This is a genomic window from Phyllobacterium trifolii (assembly GCF_014192095.1).
GTDB lineage: Bacteria > Pseudomonadota > Alphaproteobacteria > Rhizobiales > Rhizobiaceae > Phyllobacterium > Phyllobacterium trifolii.
In genome coordinates this window covers 338,689-363,420 of record NZ_JACHXN010000003.1, presented here as the reverse complement: position 1 = coordinate 363,420, position 24,732 = coordinate 338,689, and the positions used below count along the sequence as shown (strand labels likewise).

27 protein-coding genes and 1 pseudogene are annotated in these 24,732 nt (G+C 56.4%); 14 read left to right on the top strand and 14 right to left on the bottom strand.

The window, feature by feature from the left end; all coding sequences use genetic code 11:
- Positions 1 to 13 precede the first annotated feature (13 nt).
- Both FHS21_RS06855 and FHS21_RS06850 read left to right on the top strand, forming a co-directional pair.
- Complete coding sequence (locus FHS21_RS06855; protein ID WP_112527547.1) at positions 14 to 598, top strand: DUF1214 domain-containing protein; 585 nt, start codon at positions 14 to 16, stop codon at positions 596 to 598.
- On the top strand, positions 591 to 1,136 hold the full coding sequence (locus FHS21_RS06850) for a DUF1254 domain-containing protein (protein WP_112527545.1): 546 nt from the start codon (positions 591 to 593) through the stop codon (positions 1,134 to 1,136). Before FHS21_RS06855 ends, FHS21_RS06850 begins: the two co-directional genes overlap by 8 nt.
- Before the next feature lie 43 nt (positions 1,137 to 1,179).
- Here the strand turns inward: FHS21_RS06850 and FHS21_RS06845 are convergent, their stop codons facing one another.
- Positions 1,180 to 2,490 (bottom strand): MFS transporter, encoded by a 1,311-nt coding sequence (locus FHS21_RS06845; RefSeq protein ID WP_183661444.1) that lies wholly within the window; start codon positions 2,488 to 2,490, stop codon positions 1,180 to 1,182.
- A 155-nt stretch (positions 2,491 to 2,645) separates the two neighbouring features.
- Entirely contained in the window at positions 2,646 to 2,837 is a 192-nt protein-coding gene (locus FHS21_RS06840) for a hypothetical protein (RefSeq protein ID WP_112527541.1), read from the bottom strand.
- Positions 2,838 to 3,150: 313 nt separating this feature from the next.
- On the opposite strand from FHS21_RS06840, the gene FHS21_RS06835 reads away from it, so the two are divergent.
- Positions 3,151 to 4,110, top strand: coding sequence for a DUF2336 domain-containing protein (locus FHS21_RS06835; RefSeq protein ID WP_162701862.1), 960 nt, complete (start codon positions 3,151 to 3,153; stop codon positions 4,108 to 4,110).
- On the opposite strand, the gene FHS21_RS06830 is transcribed toward FHS21_RS06835, so the two are convergent.
- From FHS21_RS06830 to FHS21_RS06810, 5 genes are all read right to left on the bottom strand, one after another.
- Positions 4,107 to 4,454, bottom strand: coding sequence for a DUF1491 family protein (locus tag FHS21_RS06830; RefSeq protein ID WP_112527537.1), 348 nt, complete (start codon positions 4,452 to 4,454; stop codon positions 4,107 to 4,109). The genes FHS21_RS06835 and FHS21_RS06830 overlap by 4 nt on opposite strands.
- Positions 4,455 to 4,677: 223 nt before the next feature.
- On the bottom strand, positions 4,678 to 5,487 hold the full coding sequence (locus FHS21_RS06825) for a peptidoglycan-binding domain-containing protein (protein ID WP_183661442.1): 810 nt from the start codon (positions 5,485 to 5,487) through the stop codon (positions 4,678 to 4,680).
- A 37-nt stretch (positions 5,488 to 5,524) separates the two neighbouring features.
- A complete protein-coding gene (locus FHS21_RS06820; RefSeq protein ID WP_183661440.1) occupies positions 5,525 to 7,333 on the bottom strand; it encodes a PAS domain-containing sensor histidine kinase in 1,809 nt (602 codons plus the stop codon).
- A 332-nt stretch (positions 7,334 to 7,665) separates the two neighbouring features.
- On the bottom strand, positions 7,666 to 7,992 hold the full coding sequence (locus FHS21_RS06815) for a MocE family 2Fe-2S type ferredoxin (RefSeq protein WP_112527531.1): 327 nt from the start codon (positions 7,990 to 7,992) through the stop codon (positions 7,666 to 7,668).
- A 20-nt stretch (positions 7,993 to 8,012) separates the two neighbouring features.
- Positions 8,013 to 9,071: a fatty acid desaturase family protein gene (locus FHS21_RS06810; RefSeq protein WP_183661430.1), complete on the bottom strand. Its 1,059-nt coding sequence runs from the start codon at positions 9,069 to 9,071 to the stop codon at positions 8,013 to 8,015.
- Between the two features lie 129 nt (positions 9,072 to 9,200).
- Between FHS21_RS06810 and FHS21_RS06805 the strand changes: the two genes are divergently transcribed.
- The 3 genes from FHS21_RS06805 (at position 9,201) to FHS21_RS06795 (ending at position 11,359) form a co-directional block, all read left to right on the top strand.
- Positions 9,201 to 10,232, top strand: coding sequence for a LacI family DNA-binding transcriptional regulator (locus FHS21_RS06805; protein ID WP_183661428.1), 1,032 nt, complete (start codon positions 9,201 to 9,203; stop codon positions 10,230 to 10,232).
- A gap of 170 nt (positions 10,233 to 10,402) precedes the next feature.
- Entirely contained in the window at positions 10,403 to 10,861 is a 459-nt protein-coding gene (locus FHS21_RS06800; protein WP_112527527.1) for a DUF5330 domain-containing protein, read from the top strand.
- A gap of 57 nt (positions 10,862 to 10,918) precedes the next feature.
- Entirely contained in the window at positions 10,919 to 11,359 is a 441-nt protein-coding gene (locus tag FHS21_RS06795; protein WP_112527525.1) for a SufE family protein, read from the top strand.
- Here the strand turns inward: FHS21_RS06795 and FHS21_RS06790 are convergent.
- Both FHS21_RS06790 and FHS21_RS06785 read right to left on the bottom strand, forming a co-directional pair.
- Positions 11,356 to 12,006: a DUF6456 domain-containing protein gene (locus FHS21_RS06790; protein ID WP_210283387.1), complete on the bottom strand. Its 651-nt coding sequence runs from the start codon at positions 12,004 to 12,006 to the stop codon at positions 11,356 to 11,358. The genes FHS21_RS06795 and FHS21_RS06790 overlap by 4 nt on opposite strands.
- Before the next feature lie 138 nt (positions 12,007 to 12,144).
- Positions 12,145 to 12,600, bottom strand: a complete 456-nt coding sequence (locus FHS21_RS06785; RefSeq protein WP_112527521.1) for a helix-turn-helix domain-containing protein — start codon at positions 12,598 to 12,600, stop codon at positions 12,145 to 12,147.
- Positions 12,601 to 12,857: 257 nt separating this feature from the next.
- Between FHS21_RS06785 and FHS21_RS30585 the strand changes: the two are divergent.
- Positions 12,858 to 13,046, top strand: a pseudogene (locus FHS21_RS30585) (cytoplasmic protein); the annotation flags it as partial.
- A gap of 202 nt (positions 13,047 to 13,248) precedes the next feature.
- Here FHS21_RS30585 and FHS21_RS06780 read toward each other — a convergent pair.
- On the bottom strand, positions 13,249 to 13,686 hold the full coding sequence (locus FHS21_RS06780; protein WP_112527519.1) for a Ros/MucR family transcriptional regulator: 438 nt from the start codon (positions 13,684 to 13,686) through the stop codon (positions 13,249 to 13,251).
- 396 nt (positions 13,687 to 14,082) lie between these two features.
- Here FHS21_RS06780 and msrB point away from each other — a divergent pair, with 396 nt between their 5' ends.
- From msrB to FHS21_RS06760, 4 genes are all read left to right on the top strand, one after another.
- The gene (gene msrB / locus FHS21_RS06775; RefSeq protein WP_112527517.1) at positions 14,083 to 14,487 is read left to right on the top strand and encodes a peptide-methionine (R)-S-oxide reductase MsrB; all 405 of its coding nucleotides are present in this window, start codon (positions 14,083 to 14,085) and stop codon (positions 14,485 to 14,487) included.
- A gap of 88 nt (positions 14,488 to 14,575) precedes the next feature.
- On the top strand, positions 14,576 to 16,681 hold the full coding sequence (locus tag FHS21_RS06770; protein WP_112527515.1) for a S9 family peptidase: 2,106 nt from the start codon (positions 14,576 to 14,578) through the stop codon (positions 16,679 to 16,681).
- A gap of 121 nt (positions 16,682 to 16,802) precedes the next feature.
- Positions 16,803 to 17,324, top strand: a complete 522-nt coding sequence (locus FHS21_RS06765; RefSeq protein ID WP_183661426.1) for a hypothetical protein — start codon at positions 16,803 to 16,805, stop codon at positions 17,322 to 17,324.
- Between the two features lie 139 nt (positions 17,325 to 17,463).
- On the top strand, positions 17,464 to 17,802 hold the full coding sequence (locus tag FHS21_RS06760) for a metallophosphoesterase (RefSeq protein WP_112527511.1): 339 nt from the start codon (positions 17,464 to 17,466) through the stop codon (positions 17,800 to 17,802).
- A gap of 117 nt (positions 17,803 to 17,919) precedes the next feature.
- On the opposite strand, the gene FHS21_RS06755 is transcribed toward FHS21_RS06760, so the two are convergent.
- Entirely contained in the window at positions 17,920 to 18,633 is a 714-nt protein-coding gene (locus FHS21_RS06755; protein WP_112528079.1) for a L,D-transpeptidase, read from the bottom strand.
- A 411-nt stretch (positions 18,634 to 19,044) separates the two neighbouring features.
- Here FHS21_RS06755 and FHS21_RS06750 point away from each other — a divergent pair, with 411 nt between their 5' ends.
- From FHS21_RS06750 to FHS21_RS06740, 3 genes are all read left to right on the top strand, one after another.
- Positions 19,045 to 19,923 carry a branched-chain amino acid aminotransferase gene (locus FHS21_RS06750; protein WP_112527509.1) on the top strand — a complete coding sequence of 293 codons (879 nt, stop codon included), beginning with the start codon at positions 19,045 to 19,047 and terminating at the stop codon, positions 19,921 to 19,923.
- A 166-nt stretch (positions 19,924 to 20,089) separates the two neighbouring features.
- Complete coding sequence (locus FHS21_RS06745; protein ID WP_112527507.1) at positions 20,090 to 20,689, top strand: superoxide dismutase; 600 nt, start codon at positions 20,090 to 20,092, stop codon at positions 20,687 to 20,689.
- A 298-nt stretch (positions 20,690 to 20,987) separates the two neighbouring features.
- Positions 20,988 to 21,809, top strand: coding sequence for a hypothetical protein (locus FHS21_RS06740; RefSeq protein WP_112551597.1), 822 nt, complete (start codon positions 20,988 to 20,990; stop codon positions 21,807 to 21,809).
- Between the two features lie 108 nt (positions 21,810 to 21,917).
- Here FHS21_RS06740 and FHS21_RS06735 read toward each other — a convergent pair whose 3' ends face one another.
- The 3 genes from FHS21_RS06735 to FHS21_RS06725 form a co-directional block, all read right to left on the bottom strand.
- On the bottom strand, positions 21,918 to 22,952 hold the full coding sequence (locus tag FHS21_RS06735; RefSeq protein WP_162701860.1) for an ATP-binding protein: 1,035 nt from the start codon (positions 22,950 to 22,952) through the stop codon (positions 21,918 to 21,920).
- 203 nt (positions 22,953 to 23,155) lie between these two features.
- The gene (locus tag FHS21_RS06730) at positions 23,156 to 23,698 is read right to left on the bottom strand and encodes a putative pterin-binding protein (protein ID WP_112527499.1); all 543 of its coding nucleotides are present in this window, start codon (positions 23,696 to 23,698) and stop codon (positions 23,156 to 23,158) included.
- Positions 23,699 to 23,809: 111 nt separating this feature from the next.
- Positions 23,810 to 24,454 (bottom strand): response regulator, encoded by a 645-nt coding sequence (locus FHS21_RS06725; RefSeq protein ID WP_112527497.1) that lies wholly within the window; start codon positions 24,452 to 24,454, stop codon positions 23,810 to 23,812.
- Between the last annotated feature and the right edge of the window lie 278 nt (positions 24,455 to 24,732).

Sequence of the window (24,732 nt, the reverse complement as noted above, 5' to 3'; positions counted from 1 at the left end):
TACTTCTGATTCGATGTTTCGAAATGTTCTCCTCGCCCTCATTGCGCTTGTGATTGCTGTCGGCGGCGGCACGCTGAGCGCATGGTACGCGGTCAACCGTTTCGATGGCTTTGGCGCGCTGACCGTCGGCCAATGGACCGGGCATCCGGAAGCAGGTACCCTCCTCTCCGATCCTTATGCCAAGGCGCGCGCCGCCCGCGAAGGCGCCTTTCCGCTTGGGTCCGCCGAGGGCCTCGCCTTTTACGCCTATGATGATAATCAGGGCCAGGCACTCGACCGGCGCTGCTCCTACAGGATCGAAGGCAATAGCCCCAATTCGCGTTTCTGGACGCTCTACGCGGCCGACCGATCGCTCATCGCACTTGACCCAGGTAAGGACCGCCTGCCTGCGCTGCATTCGCGGCAAATACTCCGCCAGGAGAATGGCCAGTTCGTGGTGCTCGTTTCGCCCAAGGCGCAACCGGGAAACTGGCTTGCCACGATGGGCGCCGGCCGGATGGTGCTCGTGATGACCCTCTATGATACGCCTGTCGGCAGCAATTCGGGTCTCGTCGACATGACATTTCCGGCGGTCACGAGGATCAGCTGCGATGGGTAAGCTTTTTCGCGCCCTGCTCTTTGGTCTCATCGGAGCCGGCATCGTTCACATCGCGGTTGTCCTGCTCGTGCCCTTCTATTCCGATCGCAACGCCTGGTCGCGCATTTCCGCCTATGGCGATGACTGGCAATTCCATAGCGTGACTCGGGACCGGGCGCCGGGAACCGTGCCGCTAGCCTTCGATCCACTGTTTCAGGCAGCAGCCTGCCGTTTCGATATCGAGGATCTCCCCGCCCACATCACCGGCGTCGGCACGACACCTTATTGGTCAATCTCCGTCTACAACCGCCAAGGCGAAAACATCTATTCGATCAATGATCGCACCGCGATTGCCGACCAGCTCGATCTGGTCATCGCGACACCGCTGCAGATGATCGAACTCAACAAAACCAAGCCCGCAGCGGCGGAAAACTCCGTGCTTATCGAGGCCGACATGGACGAAGGCTTTGTTGTCATCCGCAGTTTCGTGCCGGATGAGTCCTGGAAGGAAGAAGTCGGTTCCTTCCTGCAGAGTGCCAGCTGTACACCGCTGCTTTGACCGGCAGCGGCCTGAGGTCGCTGCCAGTTTCACGAAAGAAGCGCTACTCCTCCAGGGGCTTGTGGGCTGTTTCGCGCGCAAGCAACAGCACCAATCCCGTCACGCAAGCCGCACCCGCTACGTAGATCGAGATGGCGTAGGAGCTCGAATAGCTTTTGAACAGCGCCGCCATAATCAAGGGAGCGAATCCACCGCCGATAATCCCGGCAAAAGTATAAGCGAGCGATGCGCCGGTGAAGCGGATCCGGGTCGGGAATTGTTCGATGATGAATAACGCCTGCGGACCGTAAAGACACGCATGCACGATCAGTCCACCAACGGAGGCGAGCACGATCGCCAGGGTCTGCGTCGTGTCGAGCAGCGCGAACATAAGGAAAGCCCAGACTATTGTGCTCACGACACCGAGTGCGAGCACCGGTCGCCGTCCCCAATGATCGGATAAGATCGCAAAGAGCGGAACGGCCAGCGCATTGAACCCCGTACCTATCAAGAGAGCCATCAGGGCCGTGGACTTCGGTAGTTGCAGGACGGTGGTCACGTAGGTCAGCGTGAAGACAACGACCAACCCGTAGAGCACGTCGCCGCCGATGCGCGAACCGCCGGCCAGCAAAAGGCGGCGCCAATGATTGGTGACGACCTCCTTGATCGGCGCCTTTGCCTTGGTATGCGCCTCTTCGAGCTGCTTGAACATCGGCGATTCCTCGACGCCGCTGCGAACCCACAGCCCAAACGTGACCAAGGCAAGGCTGAGAAGAAAAGGGACGCGCCAGCCCCATGCGAGGAAAGTTTCGTTGTCCATGAGCGACGTAAAGCCATAGATCAGGCCGGTCCCAAGAAGGGTGCCCAGGGCGGGTCCCATCTGTGTCCACGAGGCATTGAGTCCCCGCTGGTCCTGCCGTCCATGCTCGACTGCCAGCAAGACCGCGCCCGCCCATTCGCCGCCGAGAGCAACACCCTGCACGAAGCGCAACGTTATCAGCAGCAGCGGCGCCAGTATTCCGGCGGAGCCATAGGTCGGCAGCAGGCCGATGGTCGCAGTCGTTAGCCCCATGATGATCAGCGTTATCACAAGGACGGCGCGGCGGCCGATCTTGTCGCCGAGGCGGCCAAAAAACAGGCCGCCGAGCGGGCGTGACAAGTAACCGATCGCGTAGGTGGAAAATGCCAGCATCGTGCCGACCATGGGATCGACGCTCGGGAAGAACAGCTGGCTGAAGACCAGCGCCGCCATCGTGTTGTAGATGGTGAAATCGTAATATTCCAGCGTCGTACCAACCATGCTGGCAAGGGCTAGACGCTTTGGATGAGCTGAAGGTAAGCCAATACTCTCGGCGGTGCCGGTAATTGATGACATTGAAAATCTCTCTGTTGAAATGGTGTAAGAATAAATTTAGCGCGCGTAATAATCCGCAATAGGATAGGCAGCCGCCATTCGTGTCAAGCACGCGAGTGCGATAGAAGCTGATTTAATAAGCAAAGATGCGAGTTGCTTGAATAACGAGCAGCAGTTCAGCCCGGCTGCGGCATCGTATCGAAATATCTGCGCGGTGATTTTGGTTTGACGCGCTTTGGCGCTTCCGGTGCATAACGCTCGTAGCGCACGCCGGGAAAAATCGTGATTTCGGCAGTCGTCTGCCGTTCGTTGTCTGCAATGGTGCGGCGCTTGTTTGCGCTGCCTGGAAATGTGATGACCAACCCCATATCGCCCATCCGTTTTAGGATGTGTCGAAATTCGCGATCATGACGTGGCGAAAACGGTGGTTTTCGAGAACCGGAGCGGAGCGTACTTGAAGTACGTGAGCACCGGATCGCAGAAAAATGCCGTTTGCAGGCCGTCATGGCGTGAACATCAACGCATCCGAGTTCGTTGATCTCCTTGATACGCCGATGCTTACGCGCGCACGATTTGCGCCATAATTTTCATTAGCCCACCGATGGTTAACGGGTTGCTAACGCTTCAAGGCTAATTTTAGCCATTGTTTAACCTCGTACTGCGTCTCGTGGAGTTGTGTTCGTGAAGTATCCTGAGTTTCGGGCGCTTGAAGACCGCAGTAGCGGCAGCAAGGCTGACGATCTCCTCACCGCGTCGATTACTGCCTTCTGCTGCGTCGCAAGACCGGCAAAGAGCGATGCGCAGCAGCTCGAGGATCTCGCAGTCCCGCTCCTCGCCCTCGCCTCGCAGCGTGTGCGGCGCCATGCGGCCGCCGCCCTGTCGGAATTTTCCCACGCACCGAAACGGCTTGTCATCGCGCTCGCGGAGGACGAGGTGGATATATCTGCGCCGCTTCTGCTGCGCTCGCCGGTTCTGAATACGTCTGACCTGATCGACATAATCGCGCATAAGGGCCTTGGCCATGCGCGGGCGATCGCGCGGCGCGAGATCACCGATCCCGAACTTCTGCGCGTGCTGCATGGGTTCAATGACCCGGCCATTGAACGTGCTTTGACGTCTCAATCGAATTTCGCTCATGGCAGGGAAAGCGACATGCCAGATACCCTGCCGACCCAGGAATCGCCACGCCTGCGTGAAACGCGTGAGGCTTTGAAGGCGCTGATGCGGGACAGCGATGCCGGCTTTTCCAGCGATCAGGCTTTGGCCGAACATCTTGTCGATGCGGCTCTTCTCGACCAGACGACCTTCTTCGAACAGGAATTTGCCAAGGCCCTTGACCTCGATACCGACAGTGCAAAACGGATCATCGGCCATGGCCTGAATGCAGAACTGACGATCGCGCTGGCGTCTCTCGGGCTTTCTGCCGAGGCCGCACATCTCGTCCTCACAGGGCTGTTCGGCCTCGTGCACAAGGATCTGCATTCGCTGCGCCTCTTCGTGCAATCCTATCGCCAGATTGATCAGGAAAAAGCCGAGGCGACCGTCGAGCGCTGGAAGGCCAAGGAAAACTCGCTGAAACTACGGCAGAAACTGCGCGAGATGGCCGCGGACTTCGAGAACGGCGCCCGCAAGGTCTCCTAGTCTTTCGCCACCGGAAAAAGTTCGGATCGATCCCCACGATAATCCTCGATCTCGACGATCCACAAATCCCGATCCCAGCGCTTCTGCTTTTCCAGATCGTCATTGATTTCCATTTCAGCCACGCGGGTATTCAATGGCGTAAACAGCCGCTCATCGGGCTTGGTTTCATCGTAGACCATTTGCGGTGCGGGTCCGAAGAGATCATAGGAGCCATCCGCATTGCGGAACTTGATGAAAATTGCGCCCGCTTCCGCCGCGCCCTTGTTGCTCAACGCAGCGAACGCACCTGTACCGTTGACACGCCTGACCAGTGCAGCAACCCAGAATTCAGATGTCAGGCGCATGCGGTTTCTCTCAATTCGGGCGATGCAGTCGATGCCGATTATCTCTCCCCTTGTGGGAGAGAAAGGATTTACCTGGATTTAGCCTCTTTGCTAAATCCTTGGAAAATCCAAGTGAGGGGATAGTTCAATGAAGCAAATCCCCTCTCTGGCGATTTCTAGCACTTAGCAAGGGCTAAGATGCTGAAATCGCTTTCTCCCCCACAAAGGGGGAGATAGCCAGAGCTTAATTTATTAAACCTATTTCCTGCATCTTGGCGAGCAGCTTTTGATCCGGCTCGCCGGTCACCGGCAGGCGGAACAGCTTCTGGAATTCGCTCACAGCACTTTTGGTGGAGGCGCCAACCTTGCCGTCGATCTCGACCATATCATTGCCGAATGCACGAAGGCCCGCCTGAACCCGTACAATCTCTGCGGGCGACAATCCGCCAGCGCTCGCGACGGCTGCATTGTCCTGCGCCGGACTGGTGGAAACCTTTTGGATTGTTGCTTTTTCTTGCGTCTGTTCCGGCTTTTTCTCCGGTATGGCAATGCTCGCGGTGGTTTCGCTGGCATTGTCAACAGCCTGCTCGGGCTCGATACCCATGGCAGCCGTTGCCTTGCGATAGGCATCGATAGCGGCACGAGTGCCTTTGCCGGAAATGCCGTCGACAGTGCCGCTATAAAAACCGAGCGCCAGAAGTTTCTGCTGCAGTTTGGCAACTTCCGGATCGCCACCTGGCGCGAGAACCGGGTCGCCATTGATCGCGGCGGCAATCGGGTCGGGGCTCTGCGGAATTGGAACAGATTTTACCTCGCGAATGGGCGCATCGGCTGATTGTGCCTGCGAGGTACCGCCCGGCAAGGAAATATTGCTTTGCTTGACCGGTTTGAAGACGAGTTCCGGCCGCGTGCGGAAGAACACGCCCTCGTGTACATGCGGCTGATACCAAAGCGCATTGGCGGAGATGAAGCCGAGCGTCACCAGAAAGGCCGTGGTGCCGCCGGCAATACCGGGATTGCTGGCGATCAGACTGCCGGTTGCGAAAACAGCCACGGCGAACTTGCCCCGCCTCGGGGCGCGCCGCTTTTTGCTAGGCCGACTTACGGGCTTCCCCATGGGAACCTCCCTCGATATCGCTTTCGATCTTGAATTCGACAATGTTCGCCTCGTCCGAAAAATGTTCGATCACGGGACCGTCCAGGGGAATGCGCACATCGACGACCGTGCCCTGCCCTGGAATACTTTTGATCCTCAATTCGCCGTCATGCAGCCCGACAAGACCTTTGACCGTGGCAAGGCCAAGGCCCGTACCTTCGTGGTTGCGCGTGTAATCGTTCTGCACCTGCCGGAATGGCTGGCCCAAGGTCTTCAGATCGGCTTCTGCAATGCCGATGCCCGTATCACTTACGGAGAAGGCCAGCATGTTGTCTTCGATCAGTGCATCGATGGTGACGACGCCGCCGCTTTCGGTAAACTTGATGGCGTTTGAAACGAGGTTGATCAGCACCTGATTGATGGCGCGGCTATCGGCAACGACATTGCCGATGCGCGGGCTGACACGGTCGCACAGCGTCACGCCTTTTTGCGAGGCCTGATGCGCCATCATGTCGTGCACCATGGTCACGGCATTCTTGAAGGCGAAGCTCTCCGTGAAGATCGGATAGGTGCCCGCCTCGATCTTCGACACGTCGAGAATGGCGTTGACGACCGAAAGGAGATGATTGCCTGACTGGTTTACAAGCTCCACATATTCGCGTTGACGTCCGTCCGGCAGCTTGCCGCAAATCTCCTGCAGCAACACATCGGAAAAGCCGATGATCGAGTTCAGCGGTGTGCGCAGCTCATGGCTGACCGAAGCAAGGAAACGACCCTTGGCGATTTCAGCTGTTTCGACCTCACGGCGCGCAATTATCAGCGCATTGCGGTCAGCGACAGCCTGCGAAATATCGGTCGCGACAACGACAAAACCTGTCTCCCGGCTGTGCGGAACGGCGCGCAGGCGATAGGTGGCGAAGCGCACGCTATGGGCGTGTTTCGACGTCGCGCCCGGTGCGACGCAGCGCAGCTTGATCTCGGCTGTCGCACTCGAAGCGCCGCTCTTCATATCCGACAGGAAACTCAAGAACTGCACGCGATCCGACACGTGCACGCGGTCGAGCAGAGGCGTGCCAATCAGGAGATTGCGTGCGATGCCGAACTGGTCCTGCGCATTGGGCGACAGCGAGACAATGAGCCCGTCCGCTCCGAGACTGAACACGACGCCATCGATAGCGTTCTCGAGATCGGCCACGCGATCATCGCGGCGGGCAGCAGCGGTGCGGGCAGCGAGAGTGCCAGCGGTTCTGACAATGAGCGTCGCCAGATAACCCAATGAAGCAAGCAGCACCAAGGGCGACAATGTCACGCTTTCACCTGCCCGCATCGCAACGACGAAGAGTGTTGCAAGCACCCCGGCGGCAATACCAGCCGGCAGGCGAATGGATTTCTCATTACGGCAGACAAACCAGGTTTCGAGAGGGATAGCCGCGGCCATGATCCAGAGCAGCAAATTCGTCGATGGTGCGGTGACACTGATTGCGGTGACAGACAGAGAATAGGCCAGAAGCGCGCTCACGCCGACCGATGCGCTGTTCTTCGATACTGAAAGCGCACCGCAAAAGATCATCGGAAGCGCCAGAACGCCGGCAACCAAGCTCAACATCGCGTCGAGTTCACCCGCGATCGAGTGGCTGGAGGTCAATGCGATAGCCAGCATCAGCGGCATGCCGAGAAACGCGCCGGCCATGCGCGCGTCCCGCTCGGCGGTGGCACCACCAGCAGCGGACGGACTGACCCAGCGCTTGCACAGGCGTTTGTAGCCTGCCGCAATTCTGGATTGTGTGACGGAGTGAATCGGCACCAACTTTTTCCTGCTTTCCGCGAAATCCGGCCGGAGCCGGATAAGTCGCGGTCATTTCCCGAATGTTCTCTGCAACATTCCTGTCGGCGTTAACTTTTGCAGATGAGGCTTTAAGGAAAGGATAAAGCGGGGCCGCCGGACGCCAAGCGAACCGTGTTTCAAGCGATTGTGACGGTCATGGTAAATGAAGGGTTTCGGCTTTGAGCAGCTTTGCCGTCCGAATCGTAAACCATCGGTTTCGCGAACCGCTTTTGAAAGCAGAGGGCGCCGCAGGGACTGTAGGGTTTCGTCAGGACCGACGCGGACGCTGGCCTCGCCTGGGGAAAACGTCGTTACAAGGCAATCAGGATTTTGCCGTCTTCGACTTTCACCGGGTACGTCCTCAGATTGACGCAGACGGGCGCGCCCTTGGCCTGGCCAGTGCGATAATCAAAGCGTCCATTATGCTTGGGACATTCGATGACATGATCCATCACCAGTCCGTCGGCAAGATGGACCTGTTCATGGGTACAAAGCCCATCGGTCGCATAATATTTGTCTTCTGGTGAACGATAGATGGCGAAGGTCCTGCCGTTGTAATCGAAGCGAACGACATCCTCCTCATCGATATCGTCGGCCTCGCAAGCCATAATCCAGTTTTCGGTGTCAACGCTGCTCATTATTTTCCTCCTCGGTTGTTTTATTCTGCGGCCACGGCGTGCATCGGCAGCGGACGGCGGACGTACCAGCTCGGGTCTTTCACTTGTCGCAAGACGGCTGGAATGATTTCCGCATAGCAGGCCCACAAGCCCTCGTAGGCGGGCGGGCACTCGTCCTTGATCATCTCATGCAGCTTGGGAAGATTATAGAACGGCACCATCGGGAACATGTGATGTTCGACGTGGTAGTTCATGTTGATATACATAAAGCGGAAGACCGGATTGGTTTTCCAGGTGCGCGTGCTCAGACGATGATCGCGAATATCCTCCTGCATGCCGGCGTGCTGCGTGAGGTTGAAGAACTGGGCCATGAAGCCACCGTAGAAACGGGGCAGCACCACGAACATCGCCGGCAGTATCGATTGCGTCAAAACGCATGCAACGATGACAGCAATGAATACCGCGACAAAGGCTCGCGATGACCAGAAGACCTTGCGTTTCTCCTCCTCTGGAATGAAGTGGCGTCCCTCCTCGTTCAGGTTTCCGAACGCATGACGCACGATAGAGGCGATCTGGGTCAGTCCCGACTTGATGAAGAAGAGGTCAAGGAACATGCCAAGAATGTCGGGCGGCCGTGGCACGGCAATTTCCGGGTCGCGGCCGACGAAAAGCGTTTCCGTGTGGTGGCGCGAATGGCTCCAGCGCCAGTAATGCCCCTCATGCAAGGTCATGAAGCCGTTCAGATGATAGAGAATCTCGTTGATCCGGCGCGTCTTGAACGGGGTGCCATGGGATAGCTCATGCGCATGATGGTCGGCCATGGAATAGACCAGCCCGTAGACAATGAAGGCCGGAATGCACCACCAGGTACCCCATGTCAGGTAGGCTACGATCCCGGAACCGACGAGAAGCGCCAGCCAAATTCCGAAATGTCGTAGACCTGCTGCATCGGACCGCTTGATGAGTTGCTTGAATTCCTTCCGATCCACCTTCGCCGAAAACCATTCGGCCTCGACCTTCTCCTCGAAGGCATCGCCCGTTATGACAGCGGCAGCGTCGGCGTTGCCCACCAAGGCATAACTTCGAATTTCATCACGCATTTCGGCCTCCCTGACGAACCCGGAAAATACGTCGACAGACACGCTCATACAATTGCGATGAAATATTTCCTTTCAAAAACTGTCCGGTTAAGCAATAATTACATGAAAGAATTCTTTCATTGAGGTCACATGCGCCGTCCCAACATGACCACGCTCGCAAAAGAAGCCGGAGTCGGCCTTTCTACAGTCGATAGGGTGTTGAACGGCCGTGCGGATGTGCGGGCGGAAACCGCCAGCCGCGTTTTGGAAGCAGCCGAGAGAATCGGGTTCTATGCCACGCCGCTGCTGCGCCAGCGGTTGAAGACCGACGTACCCCAAAAGACTTTCGCGTTTCTTCTCCAGCAGAAGACGACAGCCTTTTACGAACTACTGGGAACTGCACTCCGGGAGGCCGTTGAAAGCAGCCCCTCGATCCGTGGAAAAGCGATCGTCGAGTTCATGGATGACCTCACGCCCGGAGCCGTCGCCGAGACGCTAAGACGCGTTGGTCGTGGCGCTGACGGCGTCGCCATCGTCGCAGCCGACCATCCGAGCGTCACGTCCGCCATCGACGAACTGGCGGCCAGACACATCCCGGTCATCGCGATGATTTCGGATCTGACTGCTCCATCGCGCTCCGGTTACGTCGGTCTCGACAACAGAAAGGTCGGCCGAACTGCAGGCTGGCTTCTTGCCAACATGATCAACGCCCCGTCTTCGGTGGCAATTTTTGTCGGCAGTCACCGCTATCTCTGCCAGGAAGCCTGTGAGATTGGCTTTCGAGCCTTCCTGCGCGAGAATGCTCCACATCTTCATCTTCTCGAACCAGTCGCTACATTCGAGAGTGACCAGTATGCGTTCGAGGCAACCCTCGACCTCGTAAAGAAACATGAAAGCGTCAAAGGCGTCTATGTCGCCGGAGGCGGTATCGGAGGAGTGATGGCGGCAATGAAAGAGCTTGAGGCCGACAAGCGCCCTCAGGTTATCGGCCACGATCTAACGCAAGCGACAAGTGCTGGCCTCGTCAGCGGCGCGCTCAAGGCGGTCCTTTCTCATCCCATTAAAGAAATTGCCAAGGAAACTGTAGAAACCCTTATCGCCCGCACCTCAGCGGCGCTCGATGCACCAGGCATCACGCACCGAATTCTGCCGATGCAGATATTTACACCAGAAAGTGTCTAGGAACGTTGTTCCGGGCCAGATGACCTCAACCCCGCCTACCCTCAGCAGTTATTAATTGTTCGTTTCTATGATCGTTCAAATGCAGAAATGCGTTTCAACGGGTTTTTGCCGGATCTGTGTCAGTGTCCACCACGAAGGGTTGAATAGCGACGCTATAGAGGACTGCTGAAATGTTCTTTCTGATCAGGTTTGCGATCAAGTTCTGCTTCTGGATGATGCTGATTTCCTTGTTCATTCCCGTGGACTCGAAAGATCAGCCGCAGGGAGGTGCCCAGCCCGGCCCGATCGAGGCGTTACTGGCTGCGCAGGAGACGATCAGCGATCTCAGCGATTTCTGCACCCGCAAGCCACAGGCATGCGAAACCGGCAAGGCCGCACTCTCCAATGCCGGCGTACGCGCGGGCGAGGTCGCGAAGGTCGGCTATGAGTATCTCGATGCGCGCATGGGCGAGAATCCGAAGAAAACCGGCGCGCAAAACACCGACACAGAATCCGGCCAGGGAGACGCCATAAAAGCGAAACTGCGTGAAATGGCCTTGCGCGAAATTCTCGATGCCGCCACCCGCCAGCGCGAACAGGCGAACGAGGTCGACGACAAGACCCAGACCGGGACCGTTTCCCGCAAGTGATCGAGCTTTTTCGTTTCAGGCGGTGACGTAGAGCATTCAAATCACTATATGTGATGCATGGCACAGACAATTGACGATATTTTTGGCGATTTCGACTTTCTCGATGACTGGGAAGATCGCTATCGCTATGTCATCGACCTCGGCCGCGACCTGAAGCCTTACCCGGAAGAGGCGCGGGATGCCGCTCACAAGGTCAGGGGCTGCGTCAGCCAGGTGTGGCTGAAGAGCACGCTTAACAGTGACACCGATCCTGTCATCGAGTTCGTTGGCGATTCCGACGCGCATATCGTGCGCGGTCTCGTCGCCATCATGATGGTGCTCTACTCGGGCAAACGCGCTTCCGAGATCATGGCGATCAACCCCGAAGCCATATTGAGGAAACTCGGCCTCGACGAACATCTGACGCCGCAGCGGTCCAATGGCCTGCGCGCCATGATCGGCCGCATCCGCGGCGAAGCGCAGAATGCCCTCGCCCCCGCCGAGGTCACGCAGCATTAATTTCGAATCTCGGGCCGGTAATCCTCCGTCCCCCAGTGGATAACCCGCGGGTTTCTTCGTGCAAGCGCGGGCGGGTGATAGTGCCGGTCGAGTACCGCCAGCGCAGTTTTCAGGATGAGTTTTGCCGAACGCACCGGCCATCGCCGTTCGCGTTCAACAGTCTCCAGCCCTTTCAAAAAACAGCAAACGTCGATCAGCACGCCGGACAGTTCCGGTCCGACCGCCTCCAATGCCCGCTCGACACGCTGGCGGGCCGCGAGTGCCGCATCGGTGATCTCGAGCACACCATTGTCGCGTGAACCGGACCCGGTTACATCCCAGTTGACGCCGATCGAGGGCATGAGATTGCCGAGTGTAAAATCGGATCGCAGTCGCTCGCCCGCCTTGAACGCCTCATCGTCGATCAGCGGCAGACCCTTTGCATCCTTGCGATTACGCAGCAGCGACAGCGGCGACTCCGCGTCATTGCTGCGCACCCGCATCGACCCGCTCTTATCGGCAACGGCAATTATCGCTTCGCTCCGATGCTGCCAGGCGTAAGGGTCATCTGTACATTCGAGACGGCGAAGCCAGGTGCGCCCCGCATCGCTGATCGATATCTTGCCTTTGCTCAAAGCCCCGAGACCTTGGCTCAGCGTGACCTTCACAACGTTTCGTGTAGCGGAAATCGTGCCGTATGCGCCGCTTCCAGCACCAGCTTGTCAGAACTTTGTGTCTCGTCGATTTGGCGGCACCTTTGGCGATAAAACGCAGCAGCCGAGCAATCTCCTTGTTAGCTGGTTCAATCACGCGCGCAATCTCCCGCTTTCCACGTAGGCTACCCGAATGATATTTTCGATCGTCTGGATGATCCGGTCGAATTCCAGATCCTCGCGCATATCCTCGACCAGATGACAAGCATGATTGACCGTGCTGCGGTCGCGGCCGAAGGCGCGCCCCACCTCGCTCATGGTCAATGCCAGTGTGACATGCGCCACATACATGCCGACCTGCCGCACCCTTGCCACTGAACGTTCGCAGCGCGAATGAGAACGCAGATCCCGGCCGCTCACATTGAAAAAAGCCGACAGAATATCAAGGACTCCGTCGCATAGCTGAAAAAGGCGCTCATCCACCGGCGCTTCCTCATCGACGACCATCAGCGCAGGCCGCTTGAAACGGCATCGTCTCGGCTTCAGCGTATCGGTGACGGCCCGGGCTTCGGCTCCGGAGCGGATCAGACGGGGCAAACTCGAAGACATTCTCACTCCACTTTGATTATAGGAATATCTTCTTATATCGAAGTGGACAAGGGCGTGGATAAGTTTTCCCGCACCCTCTTATTAACCACCTGATATCAATTGTGTTTTTGTTTTACTATCGATTTTCATAGGACTCTTATCCTACATCGTCGGTATTTGCCCATACTGCGTCTATCCCTCAACAAGGAATGGACGCATGTGGGCAATCGATTGGACCAAAGCGCGTTTATCACGGCAAAGGATAAGTATGCCAGCGTCTGGCGCTGCAGATACTCTGCAACGCCGATCTGGATGGATTGATTGCGCAAGATGATGAGACAAAGTCTCATACATGCAGGCGGCTGAAGCGCCTGATCGAGCGTGAGCGCCTAAAAGGCGTCAAGGGCCATTGGAGCTACGATCTCAATCGCCACATTGGGTTGAAACAGGCACTCGATACGTTGAAGTCATCGATGCGGGAAGACCGCAGTCAGTCAATGATCGTCACCGGAGATCATACCCGCAAACGCGAAACGGCGCCTCTCAGCGCCGCTTCGTCATTATATCATAGACCTGCTCAGCGATCTCTTCCGCTTGCACCAAGATGCGGAAGCATCGGAAACGCGTAAAACCGGCGCATCAGATGTGCATCAGGGTTAGCAAAGGTCTTTAAGCGGCCTTCTTGCGCTTGCGACCCAGGCCCATATTCTTTGCCAGGCGCGAACGGGCTGCTGCATAATTCGGAGCGACCATCGGATAGGAAGGATCAAGGTCCCACTTCTCACGATATTGTTCAGGAGTCAGGTTGTAGTGCGTCATCAGATGACGCTTCAACGACTTGAACTTTTTGCCGTCTTCGAGGCAGACAATAAAATCATCCGCGACAGACTTTTTCGGATTGATAGCTGGCTTGGGTTTTTCCTGGATGGCAGTTACGGCTTCCAGACCACCGCCAACCCGGCCAAGGGCTGCATGAACATCAGAGATGAGACCGGGCAGATCGCCGGCCGGCACTGAGTTGTTGCTCACATAAGCAGCAACCAATTCCGCTGTGAGTTCCAGCAGCACGTCACTACCAGTTGTGTTTGAATTGTCGAACGTGGTCATCTAAGTCCAATTCCTTCGTCTAATTTGAAATCTGGATAGGTAGATTAAAATCACCAATATAAAGTCGATAACAGGCGAAGTCTCCTACGCCATTGGTAACAATCTATTCCGGATTTCGTTGAAAATGTCAAATCAATACTTTGCCTACGAAAGAAATATTTCAAATAATCCCCAAGGTAGAGATTAACCGTAAGCAGTAGGAGATAGACCCAAGAAAGCCGGAACCTGAATGCCCACGCAGTAACAAAAATGCGTATGCAAAAGGATTTGCGCCATACCACTAAGACAAAAAATGGCAAAAATGAGGAATGGGGCGCAATACTTGAAGCATTCTATAATAACAGATATTGCGATGTGTAGTGTTCATCCCTACATTTGCGTAAAAAGGAACCAACGATGAACACAAAGACATTCAAGGTCGTTAAAACGGACGCCGAGTGGCGCGAACAGCTCACGCCGGAGCAATATCAAATCACCCGAAAACACGGGACGGAGCGCGCCTTTTCAAGTCCGAACTTCGATAGCAAACTCAAGGGATTATACAAGTGCGTTTGCTGCGATCGTCCGCTCTATCGTTCTGAAACCAAATATGAATCCGGCACAGGCTGGCCAAGTTTCACTGCCCCGATCGAACCTGATGCGGTCAATGCGATCGAGGATCGCTCCTATGGAATGCTGCGCACCGAAATAAAATGTGCGGATTGCGATGCGCATCTCGGCCATGTTTTCCCGGACGGCCCTCCCCCCATTGGCTTGCGCTATTGCATGAATGGCAACGCGTTAGTCTTTGATCAGGATTGACCAGCCCGCAACTTGCTTTACACCTTTTAATGATTGCCCCCTCCGGCGGATTGTTGCATCCGCCGGTTCATCCCTTGAAAGTTTTTCCATGACCGATACGCCCCGTTTTTTGAGCATCCCTGCGCCGCAATCCGAGAAGCACCCCATATCCGATACGCGGCACGGCATCACCCGTACAGACGATTACGGCTGGATGCGCGCTGACAACTGGCAGGATGTTTTTCGCGACCCTTCCACGCTGGATCCGGCGATTCGCATCCATCTCGAAGCGGAAAACGCTTACCAGTCATCGCTGATGGCCGACACCAAGGATCTTCAGGTGAGGCTTTTTGACGAAATGAAGGGCCGGATCAAGGAGGATGATTCGTCGGTTCCATCCAAAGACGGACCTTACGCCTACGGAACCTCCTACAAGACCGGCGGCCAGCAGCCCCGCTTTTTCCGCACGCCGCGCGATGGCGGTGACGAGACCATGCTGCTTGACGGCGATCTCGAAGGCGAAGGCAAGGCCTATTTCCGCCTTGCCTCGGCGGATCACTCTCCCGATCACAGCAAGATGATCTGGGGCTTCGATGACAAGGGTTCAGAGTTCTTCACGCTGAAGGTGCGTGACCTCGCGACGCTGCAGGACACCACCGAGACGGTCAGTGATACGTCCGGTGGTGGCGTGTGGAATGCCCAGTCGAATGGCTTTTATTATACGCGCGTCGACGCCAATCATCGGCCGTCCCGCCTGTTCTACCATAAGCTCGGCCAGCCCGAGAGCGAGGATCGCCTGATCCACGAGGAGAAAGACCCGGGTTTCTTCCTCGGCGTCGGCGGCAGCACGCTCAATGATTTTGTCTTCATCGATATTCACGATCACGAAACCTCCGAAATGTGGCTGCTGCCAGCCAATGACGATACCGCCGAACCGAAACTCGTCATCGAACGGCAGACAGGCGTCGAATACGGCCTCACCGAGGGCGGCGATGTCTTCTACATCCTTACGAATGCCGATGGCGCCAAGGATTTCAAGATCATGAGCGCGCCGGTGAATGCGCCGGAAAAGGCCAACTGGACCGAGATCGTTGCCCACAAGGCCGGACGCCTGCTCCTCGGTCACTCGGCCTACAGCAATCATCTGGTCTGGCTCGAGCGTGAGAACGGACTGCCGCGCATCATGATCCGCGACCGCCATTCGGGCGAGCAACATTCGATATCGTTTGATGAAGAAGCCTATGCGCTTGGTCTGCAGGGCAGCGCCGAATATGACACGGAGATCATCCGCTTTTCCTATTCGTCCATGACCACGCCGACCCAGCTCTATGATTACAATATGCGCACGCGCGAGCGCACGCTTCTAAAAACGCAGGAAGTACCCTCCGGGCACAATCCGGACGATTACATCACGCGCCGCCTGCTCGCCCCTGCTCCCGATGGCGAGATCGTTCCGATCTCAATCGTCTATCATCGCGACACGAAGATCGATGGCTCGGCGCCATGCCTGCTTTACGGCTATGGCTCCTATGGCATCACCATTCCGGCAAGCTTCAACACCAATTGCCTGTCCCTCGCCGACCGTGGCTTCATCTATGCCATCGCCCATATTCGCGGCGGCAAGGACAAAGGCTATGACTGGTACGAAAACGGCAAGCGTCTGAAGAAGAAGAACACCTTCACCGATTTCATCGCCGCGTCCGAACACCTCGTCGCGGAAGGGTTCACCAGTCACGACCGCATCGTCGCGCAAGGCGGTTCCGCTGGAGGTCTGCTGATGGGTGCCATCGCCAACATGGCGCCAGGCAATTTTGGCGGCGTCATTGCCGAAGTGCCCTTCGTCGATGTCATCAATACCATGCTCGACGACACGCTGCCGCTCACCCCGCCGGAATGGACCGAATGGGGCAATCCTATCACCTCGGCCACCGACTACGCCTACATGGCCTCCTATTCGCCCTACGATAACATCGTCGCGCAGGATTATCCGCCGATCCTTGCCGTCGCTGGCCTCACCGATCCGCGTGTGACCTATTGGGAACCGGCGAAATGGGTGGCAAAGCTGCGGGACTTCAAGACGGACGGCAATCCGGTGCTTTTCCGCATCAACATGGATGCGGGACACGCCGGTGCCTCGGGGCGCTTCTCGCGATTGGAAGAGGTCGCCTATGTCTATGCCTATGCGCTGAAACTGGTCGGAAAAGCCGGCGTTTGAGCTGAAAGGACGTGCACGTGGCGCTCGCCGCGTCCGGCCTCTCGTAACTGTAACGTACTGTCCTTCGCCCGTCCTGCATGTCAACTTCTCCCTGGGATCGCATTCCCCAGGGAGAGGTTCGATGTTCGAAGAAACCAGAAAATGTACAGACCGCAGAGGCGGCCTGTTTATAACCATGCTTTGTATGGCCGGCGTTTTCGCCGGTGCCGCAGCTGCCCAGCAACCAACCGCAGCGCAGCAAAGCGCCATCAAATCCGCCTGCCGATCCGATTTCATGGCGCAATGTTCGGGTGTGCAACCGGGAGGCAAAGCCGCGCTCACCTGTCTGCAGCAGCATAACTCGTCACTTTCGGCCGCTTGCCAGTCGGCACTAGCGGCGCTCGGAGGAGGCAAGTCAGCGCCGGCAGCATCTTCAACCGGCACGGCAACCGCCCCAGCCGCAACCGCCCCCGCTGCTGCCGCTCCCAACCCGTCCTTCACGCCGCGTCAGGAGATGATGATCGTGCGCCAATCGTGCGGCCCTGATTTCCGGAGGTTGTGCAGCTCGGTCGCCTTGGGTGGCGGGCGCGGTATCGCATGCTTGCGGAACAATCTCGCCCGCTTGTCACCGACCTTTCAAAAGGTGCTGACAGCAGGGCGCTAGCCGTTTCACATTACCTTCACTTCGCCGTGCTGCGGCGTCCGCGCACTTACCTGCGCGTCGAAATGAGCTATAAATACACGACGCCCGCGCGGGGGATTCGGACGCTTGGTTTGTTCTTGAATAGCCTCGGAGATTATAGATGAAGAGAAGCGCGTTCGCCCTGTTACTCGGCCTTGGTTTCCTAGCGCAGCCGGTGCTCGCTCTCACGGATATGTCGCAGGTGCAGGCGGCGGTTCGCAAGAATGTCAGCGAATATGCCGGTCAGCGCTGCAACACGCCGCCGCGCGGCTCCGGGATCATCCTCGGGCAATATACTGGCACGACAGACAACCCGATCCTTTCCATGGGCGGTGACAATACGACGGTCTCGTTCTTTCGTTGCTTTACTTCCATGCAGGAGTGCCAGGGCTGGCTCTACACCTTGCGCAGCAAATATACCGATGGAAATTCAGTGCTGATCAGTTGCAAGAAAAGATAGGTTTACCGCGAGGCTCACAGCGCCAGACGTAGCTCCTCACTCCGGCATAGAGCCGGCAAAGAAAAAAGGCCGATGGAGCGATCCACCGGCCTTTTTGATCTGATATCGAGCGTAAACTTATGTCACCAGAACCGGCGTCTTGTTCGGCACACGGTCATAAAGGTCGATGATGTCCTGGTTGATCAGGCGCACGCAGCCGGATGACACGGCCTTGCCGATCGACCACCACTCCGGCGAGCCGTGCAGGCGGTAGAGCGTGTCGACGCCATCCTTGAAGAGGTAAAGCGCGCGGGCACCGAGCGGATTTTTCAGTCCCGGCTGCATGCCGCCATTTCTGGCACTGTATTGCACCAGTTCCGGCTGGCGGGCGACCATCTCATCTGGCGGCGTCCACGTCGGCCAGTGGCGCTTCCACTGGACGACGGCGCGGCCCGACCAGGCGAAACCTTCCTTGCCGATACCGACGCCGTAGCGGATCGCCTGTCCGCCTTCGCGCACCTGATACAGGAACTTGTCGGTCGTATCGACGACGATCGTCCCCGGCTGTTCGCCGGTCGGATCCTGCACGATCTGCCGAAGATAGCGCTTGTCCATCTTTTCGATCGGGATTGCCGGTAGTTGATAGCCATCGTCTTCGCGTGCCGAATACATGGATTGAAACGAAGCGAAAGCCGGGTCGACATCCATTTGCGGCGTCGAGAGGGGATTGCCATAGTCATCGACCTGGATGACTGGCCTGTCGTCGCGGATCTGTGCGCAGCCTGCGAGACCGGCTGCGGCGGTTGCAGTCAATGCAGCCAGAAAGCCGCGACGGGAAAGTGTGTTTTGCATCATTGAACCAGGTTGGTGACGGGATGGGGAAACGCGAAGTTGCGCCGCCTAAACGCACAATGAATATGGCGGCTAACCGTTGACAATAGGGCGCAAACAAGGCGGCGCGCCGACTGTTGCCGCGCCGCAACAAAAAGCCCATACGCAATGGAATTGGTCGTTCAACTTCGGATAAACACTTTGTGAGAACGCCGGTTTTCTCTCCCCTTGTGGGAGAGAAAGGATTTTCCTGGATTTAGCCTCTTCGCTAAATCCTTGGAAAATCCAAGTGAGGGGGTAGTTCAGTGAAGCAAATCCCCTCTCTTGCGATTTCTAGCACTTAGCAAAGAGGCTAAGATGCTGAAATCGCTTTCTCCCCCGCAAGGGGGGAGATAAGGTGGCAAAAATTACCAGCGGGACGGAATCAGTATCATGGCGGTTAATACTCAAGCCCAAACAGTGACATGGACCTATGTCGATGGCGACTGGTACGAAGGAAATGTTCCCCTGATCGGCCCGCGCAGCCATGCGATGTGGCTGGCCTCGACGGTCTTCGATGGCGGGCGCTGGTTCGAAGGGGTTTCGCCCGATCTCGACAAGCACGCGGCCCGGGTCAACACATCGGCGATCGCCATGGGGTTGATGCCGACCATGAGCACCGAGGAAATCATCGGCCTTGCCAAGGATGGCCTGAAGAAATTCGACGGTAACGCGGCCGTCTATATCCGCCCGATGTACTGGGGCGAGCATGGCGGTTATATGGGCGTCCCCGCCGATCCGGATTCAACCCGGTTTTGCCTTTGCCTTTATGAAGCGCCGATGATCGAGCCGAGCGGTTTTTCGCTCAGTGTCTCGCCATTCCGCCGCCCGACGTTCGAGACCATGCCGACCAACGCAAAGGCGGGCTGTCTCTATCCGAACAACGCAAGGGCAATTCTTGAGGCCCGCTCGCGCGGTTTCGATAACGCGTTGGTGCTCGATATGCTAGGCAATGTCGCCGAGACCGGCACGTCCAATATTTTCATGGTCAAGGACGGCCATATTTTCACGCCGGCGCCCAATGGAACATTCCTTTCGGGCATCACCCGTTCGCGCACGATCGATGTGCTCGCCGATTATGGTTTCCGCACAACGCAGACGACATTGAGCGTGCAGGATTTCCTCAATGCCGACGAGATTTTCTCGACCGGGAACCATTCGAAGGTCGTTCCCGTTATCCGTATTGAAGACCGCGATCTTCAGCCGGGTCCGATCGCCAAAAAAGCCCGGGAGCTTTATTGGGAGTACGCGCACTCCACTCCGAAAATTTAGCTCTCGAATTGGCCGGATCTGAAAAATTGATCCGGTTCGCATTGCTCCTGAAGAAATACGGACCTATGTAACGAACGCAGGTTTTGTCAGGATTGGCGACCATCCCATTCCGGGGCCCCTCCCGGGTAACCAATCCGGTCACAATTGAATCGAAGAGGAGACTTCCATGGCTTTCGAATTGCCCGCACTGCCGTATGATTACGATGCGCTCGCACCCTATATGTCGCGCGAAACGCTCGAATATCATCATGACAAGCACCACAAGGCTTACGTTGACAACGGCAACAAACTGGCTGCAGAAGCCGGTCTCGAAAATCTTTCGCTCGAAGAGATCGTCAAGCAGTCCTACGGCAAGAATGCCGGCCTCTTCAACAATGCCGGCCAGCATTACAACCATCTGCATTTCTGGCATTGGCTGAAGAAGGGCGGCGGCGGCAAGAAGCTTCCGGGCGCACTCGAAAAGGCTATCGAATCCGATCTCGGTGGCTACGACAAGTTCCGCACCGATTTCATCGCTGCCGGCACCACACAGTTCGGCTCCGGCTGGGCCTGGCTCTCCGTCAAGGACGGCAAGCTGGAAATCTCGAAGACGCCGAACGGCGAGAACCCGCTGGTTCATGGCGCAAAGCCAATCCTCGGCGTCGATGTCTGGGAGCACTCCTATTACATCGATTATCGTAACGCCCGCCCGAAATACCTGGAAGCGTTCGTCGATAATCTGATCAACTGGGAATATGTCGAAGAACTCTACGGCAAGGCCAAGTAAGCGGCCTCTCAATCACATAAAGGCCCCGCTTCGGCGGGGCTTTTTTATGAGCTAGTCGATTAATCGCATGCCGGCCGTCTTTGCCGCTTTTGCATCGAAGGTTGCCATATAGGTACATTTTGCATTGTCGCAACTGCGTTCGATCAAACAATCGGCAAAGTCTGCATTCGACGATGCAAATGCCCGAAGGGCTCTCCTCCATACCCCGCGTATGAGACCATTTGTTAAGAAGACAGATGCGGAGGTATGGGCTAGGTTGTTCTGGATTCTCGCCTGGAATGAGACCATTAACAAACCAATGCGCCCGGCATCAGCTCCCAAAATAGTGCTCATTCTTGGCAGCGCACCGGATGCCGTGCGATCGCGTGAGTGGCAGCGTGCGCCGTTCGATGCGATCGTCGCGATCAACAACGCCTGGCGGGTGCGCGACGATTGGAACTACCTTGTCCACGCCGGCGACTTTCCGCAGAGCGCAATGCCCGTGCCGGATTTGGCGCGCGACCGTAAGATCCACACAGCGTCCGATTATGTTCCTGCACAAAATGCCTATGGCGGCTTCGTCTATGCGGGTGCGACGATGTCCCTGACGTCAGCCTACTGGGCCTTGCACAGGCTCAAACCGGATGTACTCGCATTCCTTGGCTGTGACATGAACTACGACCAGGCGGGGCCAACGCATTTTTATGGCTATGGCAATGCGGATCCGCTGCGCCCCGATGTGACGTTGCAGAGCCTCGAAGCAAAGACGGGACGGCTGATGATCTCGGCAGCACGGCAGGGCTGCATTTGCGTCAATCTTTCCCGTCTGGACACAAGCCGGCTGGTTTTTCCACGTGTCGATATCGACGAGCTTGCAGAGTGGTCGCCGAGAGATGCACAGCTCCGCATCGACAGCGTCTTGCGGCAGGTCGATGAGGCACAATTGCTGCGTGCCGAAATCCGCGAAAGAACGCTGGGCTATTATTTCCCAAGCGGTGAGTATTGGCTGTTTTTGGACCAGATCGACGCCCGCGAACTCCGATGCCTCGATGATTTGTGGCTGGCCGCGCTTGGCCGCAAAGAGACTGCCCCTACACCTGAATGCTCAGAGACCGTTTGGAAAGTTGCTGCGGCGAGGTAGATGGCGTGGTTTTCGAGAACCGGAGCGGAGCGTACTTAAGTACGTGAGCACCGGAAGCGCAGAAAATCACGTCAGATGACCGCCGCAGTAGAGTTTCCAAACGGTCTCTCAGATTGAATAGTAGATTCTGACCGAAGTTCCCTTGCCGGGCGTTGAACTTATATCCAGCCTCCCTGCCATGGTCTTCATGAGTTCAACGCAGTTGGTGAGTCCAAGGCCAACATGTCCGCCGGCTTTGGTGGAGAAGAATGGCTGTTTTGCCTTGGCCAAGAGATCCGGGCTCATTCCTCCCCCATTGTCGCTGACGGTCAGGATCAGTTGTGAGCGGCGCAGGAACCGCCGTCGCACGGTTCCGGTGATGGCGATCATGGGGTCGGTGCGTCCGGCAACCGCATTGACAGCATTCAGTACGAGTTCGTCCAGCAGCAAGTGGAACTGCGATGCGGGAACATTAACAGCGCGCACCTCGTCATCGGCGTTTACATTCAGCGTGTTTTTGCTGTTCGTGACTATATTGTTGATGATCTGGCCGAGTGGTGCGGGCGGCACCTTGGCGCGGGCATGGCCTATCATCATCAAGCCTTCATTGATCGAATCGAGCTCCGCTATTGTTCGCACGGCAGCATTCGTCATTTCGGATGGCGGCGCCGAATGCCCGTTCAGGTAGCCCAGAAAAAGGCGCAAGGCGGCGACCCGCGTTCGGGTCATATGGGCGAAGAGTAACGAAAAAGACCTGATGTGCTGATCTTTCTCCCAACTGATTTTATTGTGTTGCCAGATGGCGATGATGCTCAGAATGAGCGCTGCAATAGCGCCAAAGAGGACGAGCATGTTGTGTGCCGCATCGGTGGCGATTTGCGCGGTCGCACTCAGACCCTGGCTATAATCGACTGTCACGCTGGCCAGGCGAACAAGATAGCCGTCGACAGTCGTGATGGATCCGAGGGCCTGTTCATAGTTCCCGCCATGCATGGCTACGGGCACGACCGTAAGGTCGATCGCTTCGATTGCATGGTGCAGGATGGCCATGTTTGGCGGCTTGATGAATGCGGCTGCGTAGTCGAGGCTTGCTATCAACTTCAGATTGAATCGCAACAATCGAAGATCTTGCAACAATCGGGGGTCATTTTTCCCCGTGCTCATGGACAGTTCCAGATAGCCGCTTATGCGGGCGGCCTTTTCTCTCGATTGCGCCAATCGCCATCGGATTTCAGAGGCTTGGCTAAGCGTGACTTCTGTTTGTTGCCTATAGGTGTCTGTGCGCAAAATCGACCAGACACTGAGACATAACGAGATGAGGAGACCTACACAGAGGAAGTACGGCAGGATCTGGCGTATCGCGCACCTCATCGGCTGGGACGCACATTTACGACAAACCACACCCAAATGGACTTGCGGCTTAGAATGTAGGAGGAGGGAAGATCGTCGAGCGGCCAGACCAGATAAAATGGCCCGCCATCGTCGATCGATAGCGGCCTGTACAATTGGCCATCCTTACAAAGACCGCTTGCCCTGTCCTCTTCGGCGCACTGCTGTTCGATGGCCACCATGGGTGAAAAAGCATCGATCTCTTTGCTCGTCACCCTTGCGATGAAGTCATTATAAGCGACAACTTCGAATTCTTTGACATCAGCAAGGTGGCTCCTGGCGAGTATGTCTTTGAGCAGAGGGCCGCGAAAGATCGTCTTTTGGCCTTTTTTGCTCCAGGGTGTCGCCGTTGTTCGCTCGTGCAGATCAAACCCGCTGCGCAGCTGCTTTTCCGTATATGTCGCGGTTTTTCCAGTTGCCTGTTCAATCGTCAGAATGTTCGGATCAGGAGATTGGGATCTCGCAATGGTGGGATGTCCAAGCAGGGCCAACCACAAAATGACTTTAAAAAAATCTTTCATAAAAATGCACCCAAACCGGTCCGCATTCTGACTATGACGGCGACTGCGAGCCGGTGCTGAAATAGACTGATAAAAATCAAATATCGAAATAACAGGTAAGAATAAGCCACACTACAGTGATTCCGGCAACTGGCCGAACTTCAAAAGTTTGGCCCGGGCGCGCTTGTAATAGCGCTCCGCAGAGGCCGCATCGATATTGAGATGCTCGCCAAGCTGATCGTAGATCGCCTTGCGGCTGATATTTGCCGGCCTTTGCATCATCCACTGGACAAGCTCCTGTTCCCTTGGAGAGAGCACCGCGTGGTAGACTTCCGGCGACATGCTGGTCTCGTGCATCAAGCCGACACAACATCCATGATCTGCTATCGACTGCAGAATCGCCGTCATGGTGCCGGGCTTGAGGCTGTTTTTGGCAATGTAGCCGGCTACGCCAATAGTCCGGACCTCTTCCCACTCCTGTGCACTCTCGGCGCCGGTAATAACGATGTGTATCGCAGCGGGCGTTCGTTCAACCACGGTGCTTATAGTCTTCAGTCGATCCATCTCGGACCGGGGATCGTAGCCTGGCAGCCCGGGATCGATGAGAATAAGTGCAAACTGATTGGCCTCGATCAGCTCCAGCGCTGTGGCGATCGTTGCGGCGGCGTGGACGACACAGGCAGGAATCGCGGCTTGCAATTCATGCACAAGTGCGAGGCGCATCAAATGCTGGTCTTCGACGATTAATACGTCCTGTAATGAATGCTTTGTTGTCAAAAAAAAACTTTCAAAATAAGTGCTTTAATTCAAAGTACTTTTTGTAGCCCGATTCGGCTTCGTGCAAATAGGGACAGCGCCGTCACTTTCGTCGCGAGACGTGTCGTGCGAAACGGTACCGATTGCGATTGACTTATTGTTAACCATCACGTAGCAGGGCATTCATCCTGACGACTTGATATGAAACACACTATTCAAACTATAACCACTGTAATATCAAAGTGTAGAGGCCGGCGAACCGGAGCATATTAAGGTATATTTTGACGCGAAAGCGTCGC